At 73.3% G+C, this 22,329-nt stretch carries 17 protein-coding genes; 7 read left to right on the top strand and 10 right to left on the bottom strand.

Translation table 11 applies throughout. The features are described 5' to 3' along the window. Window positions 1-4 precede the first annotated feature (4 nt). From mreC to WME76_RS08055, 5 genes are all read right to left on the bottom strand, one after another. A complete protein-coding gene (gene mreC / locus WME76_RS08075; protein WP_433935565.1) occupies window positions 5-862 on the bottom strand; it encodes a rod shape-determining protein MreC in 858 nt (285 codons plus the stop codon). A gap of 147 nt (window positions 863-1,009) precedes the next feature. Further along, the gene (locus tag WME76_RS08070; RefSeq protein ID WP_276598056.1) at window positions 1,010-2,044 is read right to left on the bottom strand and encodes a rod shape-determining protein; all 1,035 of its coding nucleotides are present in this window, start codon (window positions 2,042-2,044) and stop codon (window positions 1,010-1,012) included. 114 nt (window positions 2,045-2,158) lie between these two features. Next, window positions 2,159-2,320 carry a 50S ribosomal protein L33 gene (rpmG, locus tag WME76_RS08065; RefSeq protein ID WP_061616520.1) on the bottom strand — a complete coding sequence of 54 codons (162 nt, stop codon included), beginning with the start codon at window positions 2,318-2,320 and terminating at the stop codon, window positions 2,159-2,161. Between the two features lie 194 nt (window positions 2,321-2,514). Then, the gene (locus WME76_RS08060) at window positions 2,515-3,450 is read right to left on the bottom strand and encodes an RNA recognition motif domain-containing protein (RefSeq protein ID WP_437959601.1); all 936 of its coding nucleotides are present in this window, start codon (window positions 3,448-3,450) and stop codon (window positions 2,515-2,517) included. 514 nt (window positions 3,451-3,964) lie between these two features. Beyond that, the gene (locus tag WME76_RS08055; protein ID WP_433935562.1) at window positions 3,965-4,927 is read right to left on the bottom strand and encodes a prolipoprotein diacylglyceryl transferase; all 963 of its coding nucleotides are present in this window, start codon (window positions 4,925-4,927) and stop codon (window positions 3,965-3,967) included. Between the two features lie 227 nt (window positions 4,928-5,154). On the opposite strand from WME76_RS08055, the gene WME76_RS08050 reads away from it, so the two are divergent. The 5 genes from WME76_RS08050 (at window position 5,155) to carB (ending at window position 13,605) form a co-directional block, all read left to right on the top strand. Further along, window positions 5,155-5,679 carry a MogA/MoaB family molybdenum cofactor biosynthesis protein gene (locus WME76_RS08050; protein WP_437959600.1) on the top strand — a complete coding sequence of 175 codons (525 nt, stop codon included), beginning with the start codon at window positions 5,155-5,157 and terminating at the stop codon, window positions 5,677-5,679. Next, the gene (locus WME76_RS08045) at window positions 5,676-6,893 is read left to right on the top strand and encodes a molybdopterin molybdotransferase MoeA (protein ID WP_437959599.1); all 1,218 of its coding nucleotides are present in this window, start codon (window positions 5,676-5,678) and stop codon (window positions 6,891-6,893) included. The genes WME76_RS08050 and WME76_RS08045 overlap by 4 nt, the downstream gene beginning before the upstream one ends. 195 nt (window positions 6,894-7,088) lie before the next feature. Continuing rightward, window positions 7,089-8,807 (top strand): carbamoyltransferase family protein, encoded by a 1,719-nt coding sequence (locus tag WME76_RS08040; protein ID WP_437959598.1) that lies wholly within the window; start codon window positions 7,089-7,091, stop codon window positions 8,805-8,807. Window positions 8,808-9,162: 355 nt separating this feature from the next. Further along, window positions 9,163-10,329, top strand: a complete 1,167-nt coding sequence (carA, locus tag WME76_RS08035; protein WP_437959597.1) for a glutamine-hydrolyzing carbamoyl-phosphate synthase small subunit — start codon at window positions 9,163-9,165, stop codon at window positions 10,327-10,329. A 3-nt stretch (window positions 10,330-10,332) separates the two neighbouring features. Further along, window positions 10,333-13,605, top strand: coding sequence for a carbamoyl-phosphate synthase (glutamine-hydrolyzing) large subunit (gene carB / locus WME76_RS08030; RefSeq protein WP_437959596.1), 3,273 nt, complete (start codon window positions 10,333-10,335; stop codon window positions 13,603-13,605). A 282-nt stretch (window positions 13,606-13,887) separates the two neighbouring features. Here carB and WME76_RS08025 read toward each other — a convergent pair whose 3' ends face one another. Next, window positions 13,888-15,039, bottom strand: a complete 1,152-nt coding sequence (locus WME76_RS08025) for a collagen-like protein (protein WP_437959595.1) — start codon at window positions 15,037-15,039, stop codon at window positions 13,888-13,890. Window positions 15,040-15,863: 824 nt separating this feature from the next. Between WME76_RS08025 and WME76_RS08020 the strand changes: the two genes are divergently transcribed. Then, the gene (locus WME76_RS08020; RefSeq protein ID WP_437959594.1) at window positions 15,864-16,010 is read left to right on the top strand and encodes a hypothetical protein; all 147 of its coding nucleotides are present in this window, start codon (window positions 15,864-15,866) and stop codon (window positions 16,008-16,010) included. 99 nt (window positions 16,011-16,109) lie between these two features. Here WME76_RS08020 and WME76_RS08015 read toward each other — a convergent pair whose 3' ends face one another. The 4 genes from WME76_RS08015 to WME76_RS08000 all read right to left on the bottom strand — a co-directional run bounded on the left by WME76_RS08015 (window position 16,110) and on the right by WME76_RS08000 (window position 21,443). Then, window positions 16,110-16,724, bottom strand: a complete 615-nt coding sequence (locus WME76_RS08015) for an HMA2 domain-containing protein (protein WP_437959593.1) — start codon at window positions 16,722-16,724, stop codon at window positions 16,110-16,112. Next, entirely contained in the window at window positions 16,721-17,008 is a 288-nt protein-coding gene (locus WME76_RS08010) for a hypothetical protein (RefSeq protein ID WP_437959592.1), read from the bottom strand. Before WME76_RS08010 ends, WME76_RS08015 begins: the two co-directional genes overlap by 4 nt. Continuing rightward, window positions 17,005-20,181, bottom strand: a complete 3,177-nt coding sequence (locus WME76_RS08005) for a cation-translocating P-type ATPase (RefSeq protein ID WP_437959591.1) — start codon at window positions 20,179-20,181, stop codon at window positions 17,005-17,007. Before WME76_RS08005 ends, WME76_RS08010 begins: the two co-directional genes overlap by 4 nt. 164 nt (window positions 20,182-20,345) lie before the next feature. After that, the gene (locus WME76_RS08000; protein WP_437959590.1) at window positions 20,346-21,443 is read right to left on the bottom strand and encodes a polyprenyl synthetase family protein; all 1,098 of its coding nucleotides are present in this window, start codon (window positions 21,441-21,443) and stop codon (window positions 20,346-20,348) included. Between the two features lie 279 nt (window positions 21,444-21,722). On the opposite strand from WME76_RS08000, the gene WME76_RS07995 reads away from it, so the two are divergent. Next, window positions 21,723-22,109, top strand: coding sequence for a hypothetical protein (locus WME76_RS07995; RefSeq protein ID WP_437959589.1), 387 nt, complete (start codon window positions 21,723-21,725; stop codon window positions 22,107-22,109). Window positions 22,110-22,329: the final 220 nt, after the last annotated feature.

Here is a 22,329-nt window from a genome sequence, read left to right as displayed (position 1 = left end):
CGCGTCACCTGCGCTGCGCCTGCGGCGGCGTCTCCTCCGGCGGCGTCGTCGTCACGATGAGCACCTCCTCCAGCCGGGAGAAATCGACCGCCGGCGCGACGTACACCTGCTGGTAGATGCCGAAGTCGCGGCGGACGACCTGCGTCACGGTCCCGACCGGGATCCCCTTCGGGAAGCGCCGGCCGACGCCGCTCGTCACGAGGAGGTCGCCGACCTCGATCTCGTCGGTGCGCTGCACGTACTCCACGCTGCACGAGTACTTGGTCTCGTCGCCGGTGCCGCGCACGAAGCCGCGCGCGCCGGTGCGCTCGACGACCACGTCGACGCCGCTGCCGCCGTCGACGACGAGCCTCACGTCGACCGTATCGCCGGCGCTCTTCAGCGTCGTGCCGACCACCCCGTCCGCGGAGAGGACCGGCAGGTTGGAGCCGATGTCACGCGCCTCGCGATCGAGCGTGACCCGCACCACGCGGAAGAAATCGTTGGTGCTCTTGCCGACGACCTGCGCGCTCACGACGTCCGTGCGGAGGCTCTGGCGCAGGTCGAGCAGCCTGCGCAGGCGACGGTTCTCCTCCTCGAGCGCCTCGAGCTTGCGCACGCGCTCGCGCATGCGCGCGATCTGGGAGGCCTGCCTGGCGTTGTCCTCCTTGACGTCGACCAGGTAGATGTAATCGCCCCAGAGGTTCGAGATGCCGCGCGCCAGCGTCGCGGCCGCGTACTGGATCGGCGCGGCGATGCCGATGATGATCCGGTCGGCCCCCGTGTTCTGCTTCGGGTCGCGCATGCTGGCGCGCAGGAACCAGAACGGCACCGCGAGCGCCAGCAGCACGATCACGAAGTCGCGGTAGCGTTTGAGGTTCACCGTGGCTCCCGGACCCAGGTAGTACGAGGCGCCCCGCGAGGCCACCCCTGTCGACGCCGCGCGCGGCGCCCGCGCCGAGGAGGCGCGCGCCGCGCGCCCCAAGAGAGCCCCGCCGGCAAGCTCACGGGCGGGGGACGAGACGGACGATCAGCTGATCGTGACCTCTTTCAGGAGCTCGAGGTGATCGAGCGCCTTGCCGCTGCCGAGCACCACGGCGCTGATCGGGTCGTCGCACACCATGACGGGCAGCCCTGTCTCCTCGCGGAGGAGCACGTCGAGGTTCTTGAGGAGCGAGCCGCCGCCGGTGAGCACGATGCCCTTGTCGACGATGTCGGCCGCGAGCTCCGGCGGCGTGCGCTCGAGGGCGATGAGCACGGCGTCCACGATCGCGTTCGTCGGCTCGCTCAGCGAGTCGCGGATCTCGTCGGAGTTGACCACGACCGTCTTGGGGATGCCCGCGACCATGTCGCGCCCCTTGACCTCCATCGTGAGCTGCTGCTCGAGCGGGTACGCGTTGCCGATCGTGATCTTGATGCGCTCGGCGGTCTGCTCGCCGATGGCCATGTTGTACTTGCGCTTCATGTAGGCCATGATCGACTCGTCCATCTTGTCGCCGCCGACGCGCACGCTCTGCGAGTAGACGATGCCGGCGAGGGAGATCACGGCGACCTCGGTCGTGCCGCCGCCGATGTCGACGACCATGTTGCCGCTCGGCTCGGTGATCGGCAGCCCGGCGCCGATCGCCGCCGCCATGGGCTCCTCGATCAGGTAGACCTCGCGGGCGCCGGCGCCCTCGGCGCTCTCCTTCACGGCCCGCTTCTCGACCTCGGTGATGCCGAACGGGACGCAGATGATGATGCGCGGCTTGACGAGCGTGCGGCGGTTGTGCGCGCGCGCGATGAAGTACCGGAGCATCGCCTCGGTGATCTCGAAGTCGGCGATGACGCCGTCGCGCAGCGGCCTCACCGCCTGGATGTTGCCGGGGGTGCGCCCGAGCATCTCCTTCGCCTCGCGGCCGACGGCGAGCACCTTCTTGCCGCCGCGAGCATCGCGCTGCACGGCGACCACGGAGGGCTCGCACGACACGATCCCCTTGCCCTTCACGTAGATGAGCGTGGTGGCGGTGCCGAGATCGATCGCGAGATCGTTCGAGAACAGGCCGTAGAGCCAGTCGAAGATCATCGCTGCGTCCTAGAAATGAACAAGGTCAAGCCGAGCACCGCGGGGTGCGCAGGCGCCTGACCCGAGGCCCACACGCGCGGGCCTCGGCGGCAGCAGCCAGCGGCGCAACGTGGCCTAGCCCTTCGAGATCTTGCCTTCTTTGTGCTCGGTGTGCTTGCGCTCGGTCGGGCAGAACTTCTTGATGACGAACTTGTCCGTCATCGTCCGCTTGTTCTTCGTCGTGTGGTAGTTCGCGCGGCCGCAGGTGCCGCACGTGAGCTTGATGATGTCGCGCATCGGAGGTCTCCGCGGACAGGGCCGGCCTGTTTCCACAGACGGCCCTGGTTGAACCTGGGCGCGGGCAGCACGGGAAGCGCTGACACCGCAACCGAAGGGGCTCCAGAGGACGTGAGCGGGGTCAGCGACGCCCGACCGCCCGTCCGGAGGGCGCCTACCCTACGGGAAACGGTGCAGTTGTCAACCGGGAGAGCTCATTCGTCATCCCAGTCGTCACCGGTGCGGCCGGTGTCCCATTTCTTGTTGTTGCTGCGACGGCCGGCGCCTCCGGCACCACCACCACCGCCGGGAGGGCCGTCGCCGTCGTGAGCGCCGCGCCGCCGGCGATCGTCGAAGGTCTTGCGCGCAGGGGGCGGAGGCGCGCCGCCGCCAGCCCCACCACCACCGAAGCCGCCGCCGCCGCCGGCGAAGCCGCCGCCACCACCGCCGAAGCCGCCGCCGCCACCGGCGAAGCCGCCGCCACCACCGCCGAAGCCGCCGCCGCCACCGGCGAAGCCGCCCGGGCGCTCCGCCGGTCGCTCGCCCTTCGGGTGAGCGAGGTTGACGACCAGCCGCCGACCGCGCACGTCGGCGCCGCGCAGCGCGTCGATCGCGGCGCGCGCCGCCTCGGCGCTGGCCATCGTCACGAAGCCGAACCCGCGCTTGCGACCATCAGGATCCATGGGGAGGTGGACCCGCACCACCGGACCGGCGCCCGTCGCTCCGATGAGCCCCTCGACCTCCTCGACGCTCGCGTCGTAGGGGAGGTTGCCGACGTAGAGGGTGCGATCCGGCGCCGCGGCTGGCCCACCGCCCATACCACCGCCGGGGCCGCCTGGACCGCCGCCCGGACCCCCGCCAGGGCCCATGGGGCGCCCCTCGCGCCGCGGCGGCTCGGCCTGGAAGGGCCGGACCGAGATCGACTTCCCGCCCTGAAATGAGCCGTCGAGCGACTCGCGCGCGGCGTTGGCTTCGCCGGTCGTCGAGAGCGTGACGAAGCCGAACCCGCGCGGACGACCTGTCGCGCGATCTTTCGGAAGACTGACCTCGACGACGTTGCCGCCGGTGGCCTCGAAGAGCTGCCGCAAAACGTCTTCGGTGATGGAGTCGGGCAAGCCCGCCACGAACAACTTACGCGAATCTTCAGCCATTGTAGAAAAACCTGGGGTTGGCCCCTGCGTTCCCTCTTTTTTGGTCCACTCGCTCCGTGATCGATGTCGATGATGCGGAGCCTCTCGCGAGCGCGCCTCGATCGACCCCTCCTTCGGCGGAAGGAGCAACCGAGCTCAATCGAGCGAAGGTCGGCGGGCCGACCCTCTGGTGCAAACTCCACCCCACGATATCTAGTGCCCCAGGCGCGTCAAGGGACCCGCCGCGGGCGAGCGAGCCAAATGCAGGCCCTGACGGAGCGCTCCCGACCCCCGCGCCCCGAGGTGCGGGTCCGCGGGCGGGGGTATCAGGGGGTCTCAGCGTATACCGCCCCGTCGCCTCCGTCGCAGGCGGGCGGCGCGGAACCACGGGCAAACAGCGCGAAAACCTCGCTCGGGAGCCAAGGACGGAGTGGTCCAGCGGTGACCGGCGCATCAGGTCATTACCTGATGTCGAACTACCCGACACGACGGCGGGACGACGGCGCCCCGACCCCGGAAAACCCGGCAGGGCGGGCTACCGTCCAGCCCGGGCGCGGGGCGCACGCGGCTCCTCGGCCCCGTCGTCCGCGTCGTCCGCGTCGTCCGCGTCGTCATCCGCGACGCGCGGACCGCCGCTGAGCGGCCCTGCCCCGGCGCTCGACGCCTCGCCGCGCGCCGCCATCCGCAGGAAATACAGGCCCACCGCGAGCAGCCCGAAGCAGGCCCACTGCGCCGGGGTGAGGCCGCCGTAGCGCGGATCGCCGCCGAGCAGCGTGCCCTCGCGCTCGCGCAGGAAGTCGAGGCCGAACCGCACCGGAGCGTACGCGGTGCACATCACGCCGGTGTAGAACCCGAGCGGGCGATGGGGGTTCCTGCGCCAGAGCACCGCGAACGCGATCGCGAGCGGGATCGTGAGCAAGCACTCGTAGAGGCCGAGATCGAACCGGCCGACGTATCCGTTCCCGAGGGGATATCGGACCGCGAACCACGCGTCGGAGAGGCGGCCCGGGTGATCGTGGACCGACGCGCAGCCGGCGCGCCCGAACACCCACGCGAGCGGGAAGGCGCTGTTCACGACCTCGCAGTACGGCAGGATCTTCTCGCGTCGATAGAAGCGCCACGAGGCAGCGCCGATCAGGGCGCCGGTGAAGCCGCCGAAGCTCGACAGGCCGTCCCAGAGCGCGAAGAGGTAGAGCGGATCGCGCGCGACCCGATGCGGGTGATAGAAGATCGCATCGAAGACGTGACCGCCGATGAAGCCGGCCGCCACGACCCAGAAGATGAACTCGCTCATCTTCTTCTCGTCCAGCCGCCGCTCGCGCGCGTGCCGCGTCGCGACCACGGCGCCGATGTAAACGCCGAGCGCCACCAGCGTGCCGAACGGCTTGATCGAGGGCGGCTTGGCCGGATCGATGTACTGGCCCACGATCGGGATGTGCTCCAGGAACGAGAGCGGGATCTCGGGGAGCTGGATGTAAGGGATCAGGGGGCCGGACACGCCGCTCCCCTAGCGCAGCGGCGCCGCGAAAGCCATCCACCGTCGAGGGCAGCCGCGCCGATCCCCGGTTCGCGGCGCGCCGCTGACGCGTGAACGCGGCCTGCGCTGGCGAGCGCAAGGCCGCGCGCGCCCGCGCGGACGCGGCGCGCGGGCAGGCCAGGCCCGGCGGTCGGGCCGGCGTCATCAAGTGTTCGCCAACGGCCGGCGAGCGGCGTAGATCTCGCCGCATGAGCCGCTCCACCGTGCGCGTCGCGACGCTGACGCTCAGTGATACCCGCACCATAGAGGACGACGAGGGTGGCAAGCTCCTCGGCGCGCTCCTGACGAGCGCCGGCTTCGCCGTGACGTCCCACGCCGTCCTGCGCGAGGAGCCCGAGCTCCTGCGCGCGGCGATCGAGCAGATCGCGAGCGCAGGATCGGCCGACGCGATCGTCACCACCGGCGGCACGGGGATCGCGCCGCGCGACAGGACCTTCGAGGCGCTGGCGCCGCTCTTCGACAAGACGCTCGACGGCTTCGGCGAGGCGTTCCGGCGCCTGAGCTGGGACGCCATCGGGCCGAACGCCATCCTGTCGCGCGCGGCCGCGGGCGTCGTGCGCGGGCTCGTCGTGATCGCGCTGCCGGGCAGCCCGAAGGCGGTGGAGCTCGCGGTGACACAGCTCATCGGCCCCGTCCTCGCGCACGCGGTCGCGCTCGCGTCCGGCAAGGGCGGACACCACCGGCACGCGCAGGAAAGGGAGCAACGCGGATGATCCCCTTCGAAGAGGCGCTCGCTCGGCTGCTCGCGGCCGCGGTCCCGGTCGGCCCCGAGCGGGTGTCGCTCGACGACGCGGTTGGGCGCGTGCTCGCCGAGGACATCGCCGCCGCCGACGCGATGCCCGCGTTCGATTACAGCGCGATGGACGGCTACGCCGTGGCGTCGGCCGATCTCGCGGGCAGCGGGCCGTTCACGCTCCCCGTGCGCGGCGAGAGCGCGGCCGGGCGGCCGCTGCCGGCGCTCGACCCGGGCACGGCGTGCCGGATCTTCACCGGCGCGCGGTTGCCGCCCGGCTCGGACGCGATCGTGCCGCAGGAGGACGTGGCGCGGAGCGGCGACGAGATCACCGTGAGGGAAGCGCCGCGCGCGGGCGCCTGGGTGCGGCGCAGGGGCGCGGACCTCGCGCAGGGCGCCGTCGCGCTGCGCCGCGGCGCGCGCCTCACGCCGGGGAAGGTCGCGCTCGCGGCCGCGCTCGATCGCCCGAGCGTGCTCGTCGCGCGCCGGCCCGTGGTCACGGTGCTCTGCTCCGGTGACGAGCTGCGCGCCCCCGGCTCGCCCGGGCCCGCCGGCACGGTCGCGGAGTCGAACAGCTACTTCGTGGCCGCGACGGCGCGCGCGGCGGGCGCGGCGGTCCGCATCGCGCCCTTCGTCCCGGACGACGCGGAGCGCGCCGCGGAGGCGGTGTCGACGGCGCTGCGCGGGTCGGATCTCGTGGTGACCGTCGGGGGCGTGAGCGTCGGCGACCACGATGTGGTCCGGCCTGCCCTCGAGGCCGCGGGCGTGACGCTCGACTTCTGGCGCGTCGCGATCAAGCCGGGCAAGCCGCTCGCGGTGGGCCGCGCCGAGCTCTCGCGGGGCGGCGCGGTGCACGTGCTCGGCTTGCCGGGCAACCCGGCCTCCGCCTCGCTCACGTTCGTCCTCTTCGGCGTGCCGCTGCTCCGCGCCCTCCAGGACGACGCGGCGCCGCTGCCGCCGCGCGTGGTCGTCCGCGCGGCCGGCGCGCTGCGGCGCCAGACAGGGCGCGCCGAGTTCCTCCGCGCCCGCCTCGAGATCTCCGGCGGCGAGCTCGTCGCGCGCATCTCCGCGAACCAGGCGTCCGGCGCGGTCACGAGCTTCGCCGAGGCCGACGCGCTGATCATCGTACCGGCCGACCAGGATCGCATCGACGACGGCGACCGCCTTCAGGCCATCCGCCTCGCCGAGATCTGACCGCGCGCACGCGCGTTCACACGCGCACGCGCGTTCGCAGGGCCCCGTTGCCTTGCAGGGGAGCGCGCGTTTTTATCTCACGAACTCAGCTTTGATCTTGTTCAGCGCGTCATGCGGGATGGCTGATGACCGCGCGGCGCCCGCGGGAGGGCTCGCCTTGATCTTCGCGCGCGGGCACCAGAAGATGGCCTTCGCATGCTCATCCTCGGGATCAACGCCTACCACGGTGATGCGTCGGCCGCGCTCCTCGTCGACGGGCAGCTCGTCGCGGCGGCGGAGGAGGAGCGGTTCAGCAGGATCAAGCACTGCGCGGGGTTCCCGCGGCTCGCGGTCGAGTACTGCCTCAGCGCCGCCGGCGCGCGCGTCGAGGACATCGACCACATCGCGATCGGCCGCGACACGAGGGCGCACCTCGGCGACAAGCTCCTCTACGCGCTGACGCGGCGCTCCCCCGCCGGGATCCTCAAGGGGTCCTTCAGCGCGAGCGATCCGAAGGTGCACCTCGGCGCCGCGCTCGGCATCGATCCGAAGCGCATCCGCGCCGCGTCGCACAGCGTCGAGCACCACCGCGCGCACCTCGCGTCGGCGTTCTTCCCCTCGGGCTTCGACGACGCGGCGGTCGTGTCGATCGACGCCTTCGGCGACTTCGTCAGCACGATGTGGGCGCGCGGCCGCGGCAACAAGCTGGAGATCCTCCGGCACGTCGGCTTCCCGCACTCGCTCGGGCTGTTCTATTCGGCGCTGACGCAGTACCTCGGGTTCCCCAAGTTCGGCGACGAGTACAAGGTCATGGGGCTGTCGGCCCACGGCCAGCCCGAGCTGCTCGACAAGCTCCGGCAGGTGGTGCGCGTGAAGGAAGGGGCCTTCGAGCTCGGGCTCGAGTACTTCCAGCACCACACGAAGGGCATCGCGATGACGTGGGAGGGCGAGCCCCGCTACGGCGCCATCCACTCCGAGCGCCTGATCGACCTGCTCGGCCCCGCCCGCAGCCCGAAGAGCCGGATGGAGGACCGCTTCAAGGCGATCGCCGCGTCGACGCAGGCGGTGTTCGAGGAGGTCTACTTCGAGCTGCTCGCGACGGCGAAGCACCTCACCGGCTCGCCGCGGCTCGCGCTCGCGGGCGGCTGCGCCTACAACTGCGTGGCCGCCGGGAAGATCCGGCCGAAGGGGCTGTTCGACGACGTCTTCATCCAGCCCGCGGCCGGCGACGCCGGCACCTCGTTCGGCGCGGCGCTGTACGTCTACCACCACACGCTCGACAACCCCCGCCGCTTCCAGCAGACGCACAGCTACTTCGGCCCTGCCTTCTCGCAGGAGGCGATCGAGGAGCTGCTCCGGCAGGAGCAGGTCGCGTTCGAGACGCTCCCCGACGAGGAGCTGATCCCCCGCGTCGCCAGGGCGCTCGGCGACGGCAAGGTGGTCGGCTGGTTCCAGGGGCGGATGGAGTTCGGCCCGCGCGCGCTCGGCAACCGCAGCATCCTCTGCGACCCGCGGCGGCAGGACACCAAGGACATCATGAACGAGCGGATCAAGCGCCGCGAGATGTTCCGCCCGTTCGCGCCGGCGCTCCCCCTCGAGCGCGTCGGCGACTACTTCGAGCAGACCTCGCCCGACCCGTTCATGGTCAAGGTCTCCAGGATCAAGCCCGAGCGCCGCGACGAGATCCCCGCCGTGACCCACGTCGACGGCACCGGCCGGCTCCAGACGGTCACCGCCCAGGAGAACCCGCGCTACCACGCGCTCCTCCACGAGTTCGGCCGGCTGACCGGCACGCCCGTCCTCCTGAACACGTCGTTCAACGCGAGCGAGCCGATCGTTTGTACCCCAAAGGAAGCGCTCGACTGCTTCCTCCGGACGAAGATGGACGTGCTCGTCCTCGAGCGGGCGTACCTCGAGCGCGCGCAGGTCGCCTAGGCGGCGCCGCGCGGGCCGAGGAGCTCGTGAAAATCACTGCGGAAACGGCCGGGAAAGCTCAGGCGATAATTCCTGGTTGACGTGGAGCGAGGGGACGGCAAATGGGCGTCCCCGGCATGTGGAAGAACGGGACGGCGGGCGCCATGCCCACCTCGACGGAATGCCGGAGCGAGCGGGTCCGGCATCCAGGGGTGCTTGAACGCCCAGCCTCGAGCATGATGCCGGCCCGCCGCGCGGCGCGCGCGCGGACCTGCTCACCCACGGGCCCACGGCGCGGCACGCGCCCGAGGCTCCCCCTGCGTAACGGTCCGCGCCGCGGCGGCCGAGGCGGTCAATGAGGATGGATGCGAATCGGATGAAGCTCGTACTCGAAGACGGCACGACCATGACGGGCCGGTGCTTCGGCGCCCCGCGCGCGGTGAGCGGCGAGGTCGTCTTCAACACCGGCATGACGGGGTACGTCGAGACGCTCACGGACCCCTCGTACAGAGGCCAGATCCTCGCGATCACGTACCCGCTCGTGGGCAACTACGGCGTGCCCGCGCCGCGGCAGGCAGGCAGCGTCGACGGGCCCTACGAGGCCGACCGGATCCAGGTGCAAGGGCTCGTCGTGCAGAGCTACGTCGAGCGCTACAGCCACCACGCTGCGGTCCGCTCCCTCGGCGCCTGGCTCGCCAGCGAGGGGATCCCGGCGATCACGGGGATCGACACGCGGACGCTCACGCGGCGGCTCCGCGAGGCCGGCACCATGAAGGGCTGGCTGTTCCCGGCCGAGATGGACCTGGAGCGGGTGAAGCGCTCGGCCGAGGCGGTGGACATGCGCGAGGAGGTGTTCCGCCTCGTGTCGCCCCGCGAGCCGATCACCTACGAGGGCGGCCCCCTGAAGGTGCTGCTGATCGACGCGGGCGCGAAGGACAACATCGTCCGCTCGCTCCTCCAGCGCGGGGTCACCGTCATCCGCGCGCCCTTCCACGCGCCCATCGCCGAGCTCGCCGAGGCCGCCGACGGCGTCCTCATCGGCAACGGTCCGGGCGACCCCAAGGACCTCGGCCAGCTCGTCGCCGCGGTGCGCGGCCTGCTCGGCACGTACACCAAGCCGATCTTCGGCATCTGCCTCGGCAACCAGATCCTGGCGCTCGCGGCCGGCGGCGACACCTACAAGCTGCCGTACGGCCACCGCGGCGTGAACCAGCCGGTGCAGGACCTCCTGAGCCGCCGCTGTTACGTCACGAGCCAGAACCACGGGTACGCGGTGAAGCACGAGTCGCTCCCCGCCGAGTGGGAGCCGTGGTTCATCAACATCAACGACGGCACCAACGAGGGCATCCGCTCGCGGCTGCGCCCCTTCTTCAGCGTCCAGTTCCACCCCGAGGCGACGCCCGGGCCCGAGGACGCCGGGTACCTCTTCGACGACTTCCTGCGCCTCTGCGGCGCGATGAAGGGGTCGGCCGATTCGCGATTCAAGACCGCAGGGACCGCCACCGCAGAGCCCCGCGCCACCCCCACCGCAGGAAGGAGCTGAGCCATGTACGGCGCCTATCTCCCCAAGAAACCCCGGCGCGTCCTCGTGCTCGGCTCCGGCGCGCTCCAGATCGGTCAGGCCGGCGAGTTCGACTACTCGGGGTCGCAGGCGATCAAGGCCCTCAAGGAAGAGGGGATCGCCACCGTCCTCGTGAACCCCAACATCGCGACCATCCAGACGAGCGAGGGGCTCGCCGATCGCATCCACCTCTGCGCGGTCACGCCGGAGTTCGTCGAGCGGATCATCGTGAAGGAGGAGGTCGACGCGATCGCCCTCTCCTTCGGCGGCCAGACGGCGCTCAACTGCGGGCTCGAGCTCCACGACGCCGGGATCCTCGACAAGTACGGCGTGCGGGTGCTCGGGACGCCGATCAAGGCGATCCGCGACACCGAGGACCGGCGCCTCTTCATCGACCGCCTCGACGAGATCGGCGTGAAGACGGCCAGGAGCCGCGCTTGCCGCTCGCCGGCCGAGGCCATGGCCGCGGCGCGCGAGATCGGCTTCCCGGTGATGCTCCGCGGCGGCTACGCGCTCGGCGGCAAGGGCAGCGGCATCGTCGAGAGCGAGCGCGACCTCGACGACGCCGTGCGGCGCGGCTTCGCCGGCGGCGTGCCCCAGGTGCTCGTCGAGGAGTGCCTCCGCGGCTGGAAGGAGATCGAGTACGAGGTCGTCCGCGACGGGCGCGACAACTGCATCACCGTCTGCAACATGGAGAACCTCGACCCGATGGGGATCCATACCGGGGAGTCGATCGTCGTCGCCCCGTCGCAGACGCTGAACGACGAGGAGTACCAGCTCCTCCGCTCCGTGGCGCTGAAGACGATCCGCCATCTCGGCATCGTCGGCGAGTGCAACATCCAGTATGCGCTCAACCCGCACAGCACCGACTACCGGGTCATCGAGGTGAACGCGCGCCTGTCGCGGTCGAGCGCCCTGGCCAGCAAGGCGACCGGCTACCCGCTCGCGTACGTCGCCGCGAAGATCGCCGTCGGCTACACGATGCCGGAGATCGCCAACGCGATCACCCGCAGGACGACCGCGTTCTTCGAGCCGGCGCTCGACTACCTCGTCTGCAAGATGCCGCGCTGGGACCTCGCCAAGTTCCGCGGCGCGTCGACGCGGATCGGCAGCGAGATGAAGAGCGTCGGCGAGGTCATGGCCATCGGCAGGACGTTCCCCGAGGTCATCCAGAAGGCGCTCCGGATGCTCGACATCGGGGTGAAGGGGCTCGACCCCGACGCGTTCACCTTCGAGGACCTCCCCGACGCGCTGAAGAACGCGACGCCGCACCGGATCTTCGCCGTCGCCCGCGCGCTGCAGGAGGGCATGTCGGTCGACGCGATCCACGATCTCACCAAGATCGACCGGTGGTTCCTGAACCAGATCGAGCCGATCGTGCGGATGCAGCGGGACCTGAAGGCGCTCAAGGTCGCCGTCCCGGCGCAGGCCGACAGGGCCGCGCCGGTGCAGGAGCCCGCGATCGACGAGGCGACGCTCCGGGAGGCCAAGCAGCTCGGCTTCAGCGACCGGATGATCGGCACGCTGACCGGCGCGGCGCGCGGCTCGATCCGCGAGCTCAGGAAGCGGCACGGCGTCGTGCCGCACCTCGCCCAGATCGACACGCTCGCGGCCGAGTTCCCCGCCGAGACGAACTACCTCTATTCGAGCTACCACGCGTCGGCCACGGACGTGGCGCCGTCGTGGCGCAAGAAGATCATGGTGCTCGGCTCGGGCGCTTACCGCATCGGCTCGAGCGTCGAGTTCGACTGGTGCTGCGTCAACGCGATCCGCGCGGCCTCGGAGCTCGGCTACGAGACCATGATGCTGAACTACAACCCGGAGACGGTCAGCACCGACTACGACACGTGCGACAAGCTGGTCTTCGACGAGATCAGCTTCGAGACGGTGCTCGACATCTACGAGCGGGAGCAGCCCTACGGCATCGTGGTCAGCATGGGCGGCCAGGTCCCGAACAACCTGGCGCTCCGGCTGCACCAGGCGGGGGCCCGCATCCTCGGCACGAGCGCGGGGAGCATCGACGCCGCCGAGGACCGGAAGAAGTTCAGCGATCTCCTCGACCGGCTCGAGATCGATCAGCCGCGCTGGGCCCACGTCACCGACGCGGCCGAGGCGGGCGAGATCGTGAACAGGCTCGGGGGCTTCCCCGTGCTCGTGCGGCCGAGCTACGTGCTGAGCGGCGCGGCCATGAGCGTGGCGCACGAGCCCAACGAGCTCGATCGCATCCTCGCCCGGGCCAAGGCCGTCTCCCCCGTCTACCCCGTGGTCGTCTCGAAGTTCGAGACCCACGCCCGCGAGGTGGAGATCGACGCGGTCGCCGACCGCGGGGAGATCATCCTCTGGGCGATCAGCGAGCACGTCGAGAACGCCGGCGTCCACAGCGGCGACGCGACGCTCGTCCTGCCCCCGCAGTCGCTCTACATCGCGACGATCCGCAGGATCAAGCAGATCGCCCAGCAGGTGGCGCGGTCGCTCTCGATCACCGGGCCGTTCAACATGCAGTTCCTGGCCAAGCACAACACGGTGAAGGTGATCGAGTGCAACCTGCGCGCGTCCCGGAGCTTCCCGTTCGTGTCCAAGGTCACGGGGAACAACTTCGTCCGGGAGGCGATGCGCAGGATGCTGGGCGTGTCGCAGCCGGTCGAGAACCGCGGGCTCGACCTCGATTACGTGGCCGTGAAGGCGCCGATGTTCTCGTTCTCGCGCCTCGTCGGGGCCGATCCGATGCTCGGCGTGGAGATGGCGAGCACCGGCGAGGTCGGCTGCTTCGGGGACGACATGCACGAGGCGCTGCTCCACGCGCTGCTCGCGACCGGCTTCCGGTTCCCGAAGAAGGGCGTGCTGCTGTCGCTCGGCCCGCTCGAGGACAAGTACTGGTTCGCCGACGAGGCGCGCGTCATCGCCGAGCACCTCAAGCTCCCCATCTTCGCGACGCCCGGCACGGCCGAGGCGCTGCGGGCGCTCGGGCTCGCGTGCACCACCCTCGCGAAGCAGCCCGATGAGGGGGAGACGGCGATGAGCGCGATCGAGCAGGGGAAGGTCGATCTCGTGATCAACATCCCCCGCGAGTACGACCAGCTCGGCCGGCCCGACGGCTACCTGATCCGCCGGCGCGCTGTCGACGCCAACATCCCGCTGATCACGGACCTGCAGCTCGCGCGCGCCGTCATCGGGGCGATGCGCGCGAAGCGCATCGAGGATCTGCGCACCCTCGCCTACGACGAGTACATCGCGCGGAGCCCGGTGGCGCTGCGCTGACGCACGAGCCCGCGCGCCCTCGACAAGGGCGCGCGGGCGCCTCCACGAACAACGAAGCCAGCGCCCGGTGTCGCTCCGCGGCGCCGTGGCGGCGGACGCGCCCAGCGTGCGGCCGGGCGCCATCAGCCCGCTGCCGCGGCCGGGCGCCGTCAGCCCGCTGCCGCGGCCGGCGCCCTCAGCCCGCTGCCGCGGCCGGACGCCCTCAGCCCGCTGCCGCGGCCGGGCGCCGTCAGCCCGCTGCCGCGGCCGGACGCCCTCAGCCCGCTGCCGCGGCCGGCGCCCTCAGTCGTCCCTCGTGACGATGAACCAGCCGTTCACGATCGAGCCGGAGCCCACGATCGGGTTGGCGCCGTCGTTACGAAGGCACATGCCAATGTTCCACGTCCCCTCGCCCAGCACCGTCGTGGCAGACACGGAGTAGGTGGCGCGCGCCGGCGAGAACGGGTGGTGTGCGAAGCCGGCCCCGAAGAAATTGATGAGCTCGGCAGTCGCCCCCCCGACCTGCTGATAGCAGAGGCCCACCATGGAGATCTGGGCGGGGATGCCCGCTTGCAGCCCGAGCGGAGCGGAAGCCGAGCCGGTCACGCGCTGGCTCCCCTCGCGGACGGTCACCAACGCCGGAGGACCGACCCAGTTGTAGACGGCGCTGTTGGCCGTGAAGCTGGGAGCGACGTTGCCCGCCAGCGCGATGGTCGCCAGGACGCCCGACGGACCGACCGGCCCCGGAGGCCCAGGCGGTCCCTCGGGCCCGGTGGCCCCCGGCGGCCCCTCGGGTCCCTCGGGCCCCTCAGGGCCCCGCTCGCCGGGCGGGCCCGCCACGCCAGGCAGCCCCGGTAGCCCCTGGGGCCCCTCGGGCCCCGGAACCCCCTGCGGTCCCTCGGGACCCCGCTCGCCGGGCGAGCCGGGCGGCCCATCGGCCCCCGGCGGCCCCTGACGCCCCTCCGGCCCGGCGATGCCGCTCGGGCTGCCCACCCAGTTGCCGTTCTCGTCGATGACGACCTTGTCGCCGATCTTCACCCGCTTCGGCGTGATCTCGCCGATGGCGTTGTTCGCGACCATCGCATAAGGAACGCTCCCGATCGGCGTGCGAGGCTCCATCTCGGGATCGTTCCCGACCGTGATGCCGAGGTAGCGAACCGACCCGTCGAAGACCTTCGTGGCCTGCTCCTCGCTGAACTCGAGCACCGTGGAGAAGTAGCCGTCGTCGAACGTGATCGCGATCGACTCGCTCCAGAGAGGCTCCTCGCCCTCCTCGGCGTCCGCGGAGGCGTAGACGGTGAACGTCACCGGAAGCGCGTTGTCGACCGGATCGCCGTTGGCCCCGAAGAGCCGCCCCTGATGCGTGATCTGCGCTGGCACCGCGGCGGCCGCGCCGCGCACGAGGCCGAGCGACGCGGCGAGAAGAACACCAACCGCGAGGAGACGCGGTCCCATCCAGTTCATGGCAAGCTCCCGTTCGCCCCCACCAGACCGCCCTGCATGCGGTAGCTCGGTGAGGTCGTCTTTCCCTGATTCTGAGTCGGCTGGCCGAGCGTGAAGACCATGCGATAGCTGGGACTCCTCACGACCTGGCCCGCGCTGACCACATCGCTCGCGGCACGACCCCGGTCCGCGACCTCGGACACCCCACCCTCACCGCCCCCGCCCTGCGCAGCCACCCCAGGGGAGCCACCCGCCCCGTCGCCGCCAGCGCCGCCGGATCCCCCGACGCCCACCGGCACCCGCGCGCCCTCCGAACCGCAGCTGCAGCCGGGCGATACGGCGACCAACACAACGGTCAGCCCGAGCCACGCAGAAAATTGCAATCGCGCCATCAACGGGTTCCCCTCTGCTTCCGGGGCTCACAATCCGGAACACAAGGTACGCGCGCCGGCCACGAGGTTCAATCTCTATCCAGAGCCATCGCGAGGGATCAGGGCGTATGTCGAGGTCAACGGGCGCGACACGAACATGAAAACGCGCCGGCACGCCCCGGCCACGAGGGGATGTCCAGAGGCAGATGGGCGCCGAGAATCATGTCCTCTCCGGCGGAATGCTCTGTCTCCGTCCTTTTCTCCCCGTGTGTCGTCAGGCGGACCCCGTAGTCCCCCTCCCCGAACGCGCTGAGTCGCCCTCGCCGAGCCGAGGGCTGGGCTCCGGATTGGCCTGACTCCGAGGAGCGTTCCGCCGCGGAGCATGCTTTTTCAGGCCAATCGATCCGAGAGGCCTTCTGGCCACCTTCTGGACGTTGTTCCTGCCGAGCTCAGCGACCCGCCCTGGTGCTGATCACGCTCACCACGGTCGCGCTGGCCGAGGTGGTCAACTCGCGCCTCGACCCGCGCTGGACTCAGGGGCTCGCCGGCGCCCTGCTCATCGTGACGGGCGGCATCAACCTGGTTGGCGCGCTCCGTCCGGCCGCGGGCTAGCCCCCGCCGCCGGGGCGCCGACCGCGCCGCCGAGGCACCGACCGCGCCGCCGGGGCGCCGACCACGGCCCGCGCTCGCCGCCGCGCGCCGCGGGGGGCGCTACAGATCGCCGCCGGGCGGGCACGCCTCGCCGCGCTCGCCGTCCTCCCCGTCCTCGCCGCCCGGCGCGCCGCCGGCAGCGTGGCGCAGCTCCTCCGACACGGCCCCCGGGTTGAACGTCATGAACCACCGGAGCGACCACCAGAGCAGGTTGAACCACGCCGGCGCAGGCAGCCGGCGCGTCACGCCGACCTCGGCGAGCCCGGCCGTCGCGAACACGACGGGCAAGAGCGTGCCGAGATCCGCGCGGTAGTCCAGCGCCTCGCGCACGTCCGCGTTGATGCCGGCGAACGCGTGCGCGAGCGCGCGGGCGACGCGCGTCGGGCCGGGGTGGGCGTCGGGCCGGGGCGGGGCGAGCAGGCGGCCGTCGTCGTCCCGCGCCTCGCTCACCAGCTCGGCGAGCCGGCCGCGGAGCCGCTCCGGATCGAGCCCGCCCTCGAAGCGCTCGACGATCACCGAGCCCGTGGCCGGGCGGGCCGTCACGACCTCGCAGCCGGGATCGCCCGCGAGCTGCGCCGCGACGCGCGCGCACGCGCCGCGGTGGCCGGCCAGCGCGGGCGCGCGCAGCCGGACGCGCCGCTCCAGGGCGTGGGCGACGAGCACCGGCGCCCTCATGACGACGGCTCGCCGTGGAGCGCCGAGGCGCCGTTGCTCTTGCGCGAGGCGCGCTCGCGGCGCGCCCCGCCCGCGGCCCGGCGCCGCGCGCGCTCGGCGACCTCGGCCCAGAGATCCTCGGCGTGCTCCCGCTGGCGCTCGACCAGGGCGAGGCCGAGCTTGCCGAGGTGGACCCCGAGCGCCGCGATCTCGACGATCACCGGCCGGAGGTGCTGCTTCTTGCCCATCAGGAGGACGGCGCTGCCGACCCCCAGGGCGAATGACGGCGGATGGAACCTCATCATGCGGTGCCTCCCTCGCGCGCCGCGCACACGCCGCGCGCGCCCTGCTCCGCGCGCCCCATGCGCGCGGCGTCGACGACGATCACGATGTCCCGGCCGGCGCCCGGGAAGAGCCCGAGCCGGCCGCGCAGCAGCGAGGGGAGCGCGCCCGCGGCCACGGCGAGCGCGAGCTCCCCGGCGCGGAGGCGCGTCGCCCCGAGCAGGCCGCCGAGGGAGCGGGAGCCGAGCGCGAGCGCCTGGAGCGCGGCGGTCGCGGCGAGCGCGCGGGCGACGTGCGGGTTGCCCCGGTGGGGGGCGGGCCCCGGCGCGCCATCCGCGGCGACCGCGCCATCCGCGGCGACAGCGCCATCCGCGCCATCCGCGGCGCCGGCGCGGCAGGCGAGGATGTGGAGGAGCTGCGCGGTCACGAGCGCGGTGAACGCCCGCGTGCCCGCGGCGGCGCGGCCGCCGAGCGCGTACGCCGCGAGCGAGGCGCCGGACATCAGGGCCGCGTCCGCGCCCAGCGCGCGGACGTCGCGCGGGCCGAACAGCCGCGCCCGGGGGTCGCGCGGGGGGCGCCGCATGACGCCCGGCTCGGCCGGCTCCAGCGCGAGCGCGAGCGCGGGCGCCACGTCGGTGAGCAGGTTGATCCAGAGGAGCTGCAGCGGCGTGAGCGGCGAGGCGCCGGTCAGGGCGCCCGCCAGCATCGCGAGGACCTCGCTCGCGTTCGTCGCGACGAAGTACGCGATCGCGCGGCGGACGTTGTCGTGCAGCCGCCGGCCCTCGCCGACCGCCTCGGTGAGGCTCGGCAGGTCGTCCTCGGCGAGGACCACGTCGGCCACGGCCCGCGCGATGTCGGTGCCGCGCTTGCCCATGGCCACGCCGACGTCGGCCGCCTTGAGCGCGGGCCCGTCGTTCACGCCGTCGCCGGTCATCGCGACGATCTCGCCGCGCCGCTGGAGCGCCCGCACGATCTCGAGCTTGGCCTCGGGCGTGACCCGGCTGTGCACGGCGTCCTCCGGGATGCCGAGCTCGGCGCCGATCGCGCGCGCGGTCCGCTCCTGGTCGCCCGTGAGCATCAGCGCGCGGATGCCCGCGCCGGAGAGCGCCGCGAGCGCCTCCCGCGCGCCGGGGCGCGGCGGGTCGCGGAGGCCGACGAGGCCCGCGAGCGCGAGCGGGGCGTCGTTGTCGGGGCGGCCGTTCTGCCGCCACGCGAGGGCGAGCACGCGCAGGCCGCGCGAGGCCATCGCCTCGTTGCGCCGGAGCACCTCGCCCCGCGCCGCGCCGAGCGCGTCGCAGCGCGCGACCACCTGCTCGGGCGCGCCCTTCACCAGCTCGATGTGCCCGAGCTCGGGGTGATCGTGGACCGTCACCATGAACGCGCGCTCCGCCGAGCGGCGCTCCTCGCTCACGCGCCGCGCCGCGAGGCGCCGCGCGGACACGGGGTAGCCGGCCGCGAGCGCGAACTCGACGAGGGCGCGCTCGGTGCCGCTGCCCTGGACGACCTTGCCCACCTCGCTCAGCTCGACGTCGGCGTTGAGCGCGGCGATGCGCGCGATCGCGTGCACCGGCGCGGCGCCGACGTCGACCTCGCGCCCGTCCTCGGCGAGCAGCGCGATCTCGCGCCCGGGCGCGGCGCCGGCGGCGTCGGCGCGGGCGCGGCCGCCGCGCTCGACGCGCAGGACGCCCTCGCCGGGGAGGAAGATCTCGGCGACCCGCATCCGGTTCTCGGTGAGCGTGCCGGTCTTGTCGGCGCAGACGACGGTCACCGCGCCCAGCGTCTCGGCCGCGGCGAGGCGGCGGATCACGATGCCGCGGCCGAGCAGGCGGCGGCTCGCGAGCGCGAGCGCGGTGGTGCCCACGGCGGGGAGCCCCTCGGGGATGGCCGCGACGCCGAGCGCGACGGCGCTGCGCGCGAGCGCGCGGATCGGCCGCCGCCGCGCGAGGCCGACCACCACCACCGCCGACGAGCTCGCGAGCGCGAAGGCCGCGAGGCGCCGGCCGATCCAGGCGAGCTCCTGCTCGATCGGCGGGGTGCGCTCGCCCTCGCGGGAGAGCGCGCGCTGGATGTCGCCGAGCGCCGTCCGCCGGCCCGTCGCGACGACGACCGCAGCCCCCTCGCCCGAGGCGACCGTGGTGCCCGCGTAGACCATGCTGCGGCGATCGGCGAGCGGCGCGGCCGCGTCGACCCGCGCGACGCTCTTCTCGGCGGGCTCGCTCTCGCCGGTCAGCGTGCTCTCGTCGGCGGCGAGGTCGCGCGCCGCGACGACGCGCGCGTCCGCCGCGACCGGCTCGCCGGCGCGCAGCGCGAGCACGTCGCCCGGCACGACGTCCGAGGCGGCGAGCCGCTGCTCGCGGCCGTCGCGCACGACGCGCGCCCACCCGACCTGGAGGTCGCCCCACGCGTGCAGGAGCTCCTCGGCCCGGGATTCGGTGTACGTGCCGACCGCGGCGTTCGCGCCGACGACGAGGAGGACGGCGCCCGCGTCGATCACGTCGCCGAGCGCGAGCGACAGGCCCGCCGCGCCGAGGAGCAGCGCGGTGGGCACTGTGAAAATCTGCTGCGCGAGGATGTCGAGCGACGAGCGGGTCGCGACGCCCGCGAGCTCGTTCGGGCCGAGGTCGCGGAGGCGGCGCTGCGCCTCGGCGGCGCCGAGCCCGGCGCGCGGGTCGACGCCGAGGGCGCGGGCGACCTCGCGCGCGTCCTCGGCGTGGGCGTCGTGGACCCTGTCCGGCGCTCGCCGCGCGCGGGGATCGTCCTCGCGCGCCGCGCCGTCGCGGGCGAGCGCGCGGACCGGGCCGCCGCGCGCCGCGCGGACGAGCGCGCCCGCGCCCTCGGCCATGGCGCGCGCGGCGCGGCGCGCGGAGGGCGGCGGCGGGGCGCCCGGCACGGCGTGCGCGCCGAGCACGGCGGCGGCCGCCTCCGCCGCGTCCTCCCGGAGCCGCACGAGCACCCGCCCGGTCCGCGCGCTCGCCCGCGACGACACGACGCCGGGGATCGCGGCGAGATCCCGCTCGATGCGCGCGGCCCGCGCAGGATCCCCGAAGAGGCCGGCGACCTCCGCGCGCACCCGCGCGATCCCGGCGCGCCCGTGCAGATCGCGCCCACGCGCGCCGCGGAGCCACCCGGCGATGCGCCCGCCGCGGCCCCCGCCCTCGCCGGGGTGCCCGATCCAGCCCGTGCCCGAACGCTCCATGATCCTCCGCGCTGGGCCGGAGACCTCTTCAAAGGTCGAGCCAGCGCCGATGTGCGGGCGGGCCACATCGATCGGACGAGCCGCGCCGGGCCGCGCCGAGCCGCGCCCAGGCGCGCCGGGCCGCGCCGACCGCGGGGCCAGCGCGGCGGCACGCGCGGGCCGCGTCAGCCGTAGCTCTGCTTGAGCAGCTCGATCTCGCGCTCGAGCTCGACCACCGGCGGCGCGCCCCCGACCGCGGCCCGGAGCGCGGCCAGGGCGCCGCCGAGGTGGCGCGCGACGCGGATCCGCCCGGTCGCCTCGACCCGCTCGCGGAGCAGCTCGGCGACGGCGCGGAGGTCGCGCTCGTCCTCGGCCACGCGGAGCCGCCGCTGCGCCTCGGAGAACGTCCGCGGATCGGCCACCTCGGCGAGCCACGCCCACGGCCACGTGGAGCGGCGGTGCCGCAGATCCTCGAGCCCCTTGTCGGCGCGCGCCCTGGAGGTGATGCCGCCGAGATCGTCGAGCATCTGCAGCCCCACGCCGACGTCGCGGCAGCACCGCGCGACGCGCCGCACGAGCAGCGCCCCCGCGCGCGCCGCGCGGGCGCCGACGTAGCCGCAGAAGCCCATCAGGCTGCCGGTCTTGAGCCGGGTGATGCTCGAGACCACCCCGGGCACGAGCGGCTGCTCGAGGTCCGCGACGCGCACCGTGAGGTCGAGCGCCTGCCCCTCGTGGCAGCGCATCAGGGTGCGGCCGAGGCGGCGGTAGAGCGCGAGCCGGGTCGCGGCGCCGAGGGGGGCGCGGCCGAGCAGGTCGAACGCCCAGAAATACATCCAGTTGCCGGTGTTGATGGCGAGCGGCACCCCGCAGACGCGATGGAGCGCCGGCGCGCCGCGACGCGCCGCCGAGTCGTCCTGGACATCGTCGATGATCAGCGAGCCGGCGTGGAGGATCTCCACGAGGAGCGGCAGCTCGTCGGGGAGCTTGCCCGGGTCGCCGCCGCCGAGCGCCCAGCAGAGCGCCACGAGCCGGGCGCGGAAGTCCTTGCCGGGGCGCTGCAAGAAGTCGCGCGCCGGGCCGATCAGCGCCTCGCCCCACAGCGCGTCCGGCAGCGCCGACGGGAGCGCGCCGGGCGCCGCGCCGAGCGCCCGCTCGAAGGCGCGGCTCAGGGGCGTCTGGCCCTGGTGCGCCTCCGCGGCGTGGCCGTTGACCCGTCGCTCGTCTTCAGGAGGCTCGTCGAGAAGGAGGGTTGCAGGAGGAAGGCTCGACCGCGGCTCGCTCATGGATCCATCGCTCGTGGCGGACCGGGTGACACGGCGTCGCGCCCGCCTCACGCGGCGCCGTCGCGCTCCGAGGACCGCGCGCGCACAGCATCGATCGCATGAACCAGGAGCGCCAGCGCGGCCCCCTGCAGCGCGGGCGCGCGTTCCGGACGCCGACGCCGCGACGTCGCGGCGTCGCGGCGCGCGGGACGCCGGCGCAGCACCCGCGCAGGGACGTGGCCGCGCGCCGCGCGCTTCCGCCTTGACGCCCCGCCGGGGGGCGCCCCATCCTTGGCGGGCATGCTCCGCGTCCGGCACGCGCACCGACGGCGTGGCCCGCTCCTCCGCTGGCTCGGCGCGGTCGTGTCGGTCCTGCTCGTGATCGGCCTGCTCGGCCAGGGCCACACGTTCCAGACGCTCGGCATCGCCGTCGCCTGCACGCACCCGGCGGCGACCGCCCTCGCGGACGCACACGACGACGGCGACGGCGGCTCGCACAGCGACTGCCCCCCCGACTGCCACGATTGCGCCTGCGGTCACGTGCCCATGACGCTGCCGCTCGTCGAGCCGCCAGCCCTGTGCGTGCTGCTCGCCGCCTTCGAGCTCGATGAGCTCGCGCCGCCGGAGACGCCGGGGCGCGCCGCGCTCGGCCGCCTCGAGAGACCGCCCCGCCAGCCGCGCGCCTGAGGCCCCGCGTCAGGAGAGGCGCATCGCCGGGACGCGCGCGCCGCGCGTTCCGCGTGCCTCGCTTCGTGGAGCGCGCGCACGCCGTGCCGCGCGCGCGAAGCGCGGCGAGCGCCCCTCGCCTCGCCTGACGACCGGGATCATCGCGGCTCTTGCACGAGCGCTGTGCGCTCGGGGTTGCCCGGCCATGTCTCTCTCGTTTGCGCGTGCTCTGTCCACCGTC

Origin of the sequence: Sorangium sp. So ce119, assembly GCF_051524405.1 — a bacterium.
Lineage (GTDB): Bacteria > Myxococcota_A > Polyangia > Polyangiales > Polyangiaceae > Sorangium > Sorangium cellulosum_G.
Note: the sequence above shows the minus strand (reverse complement) of the source record. Positions and strands in the feature narration are given on the sequence as shown.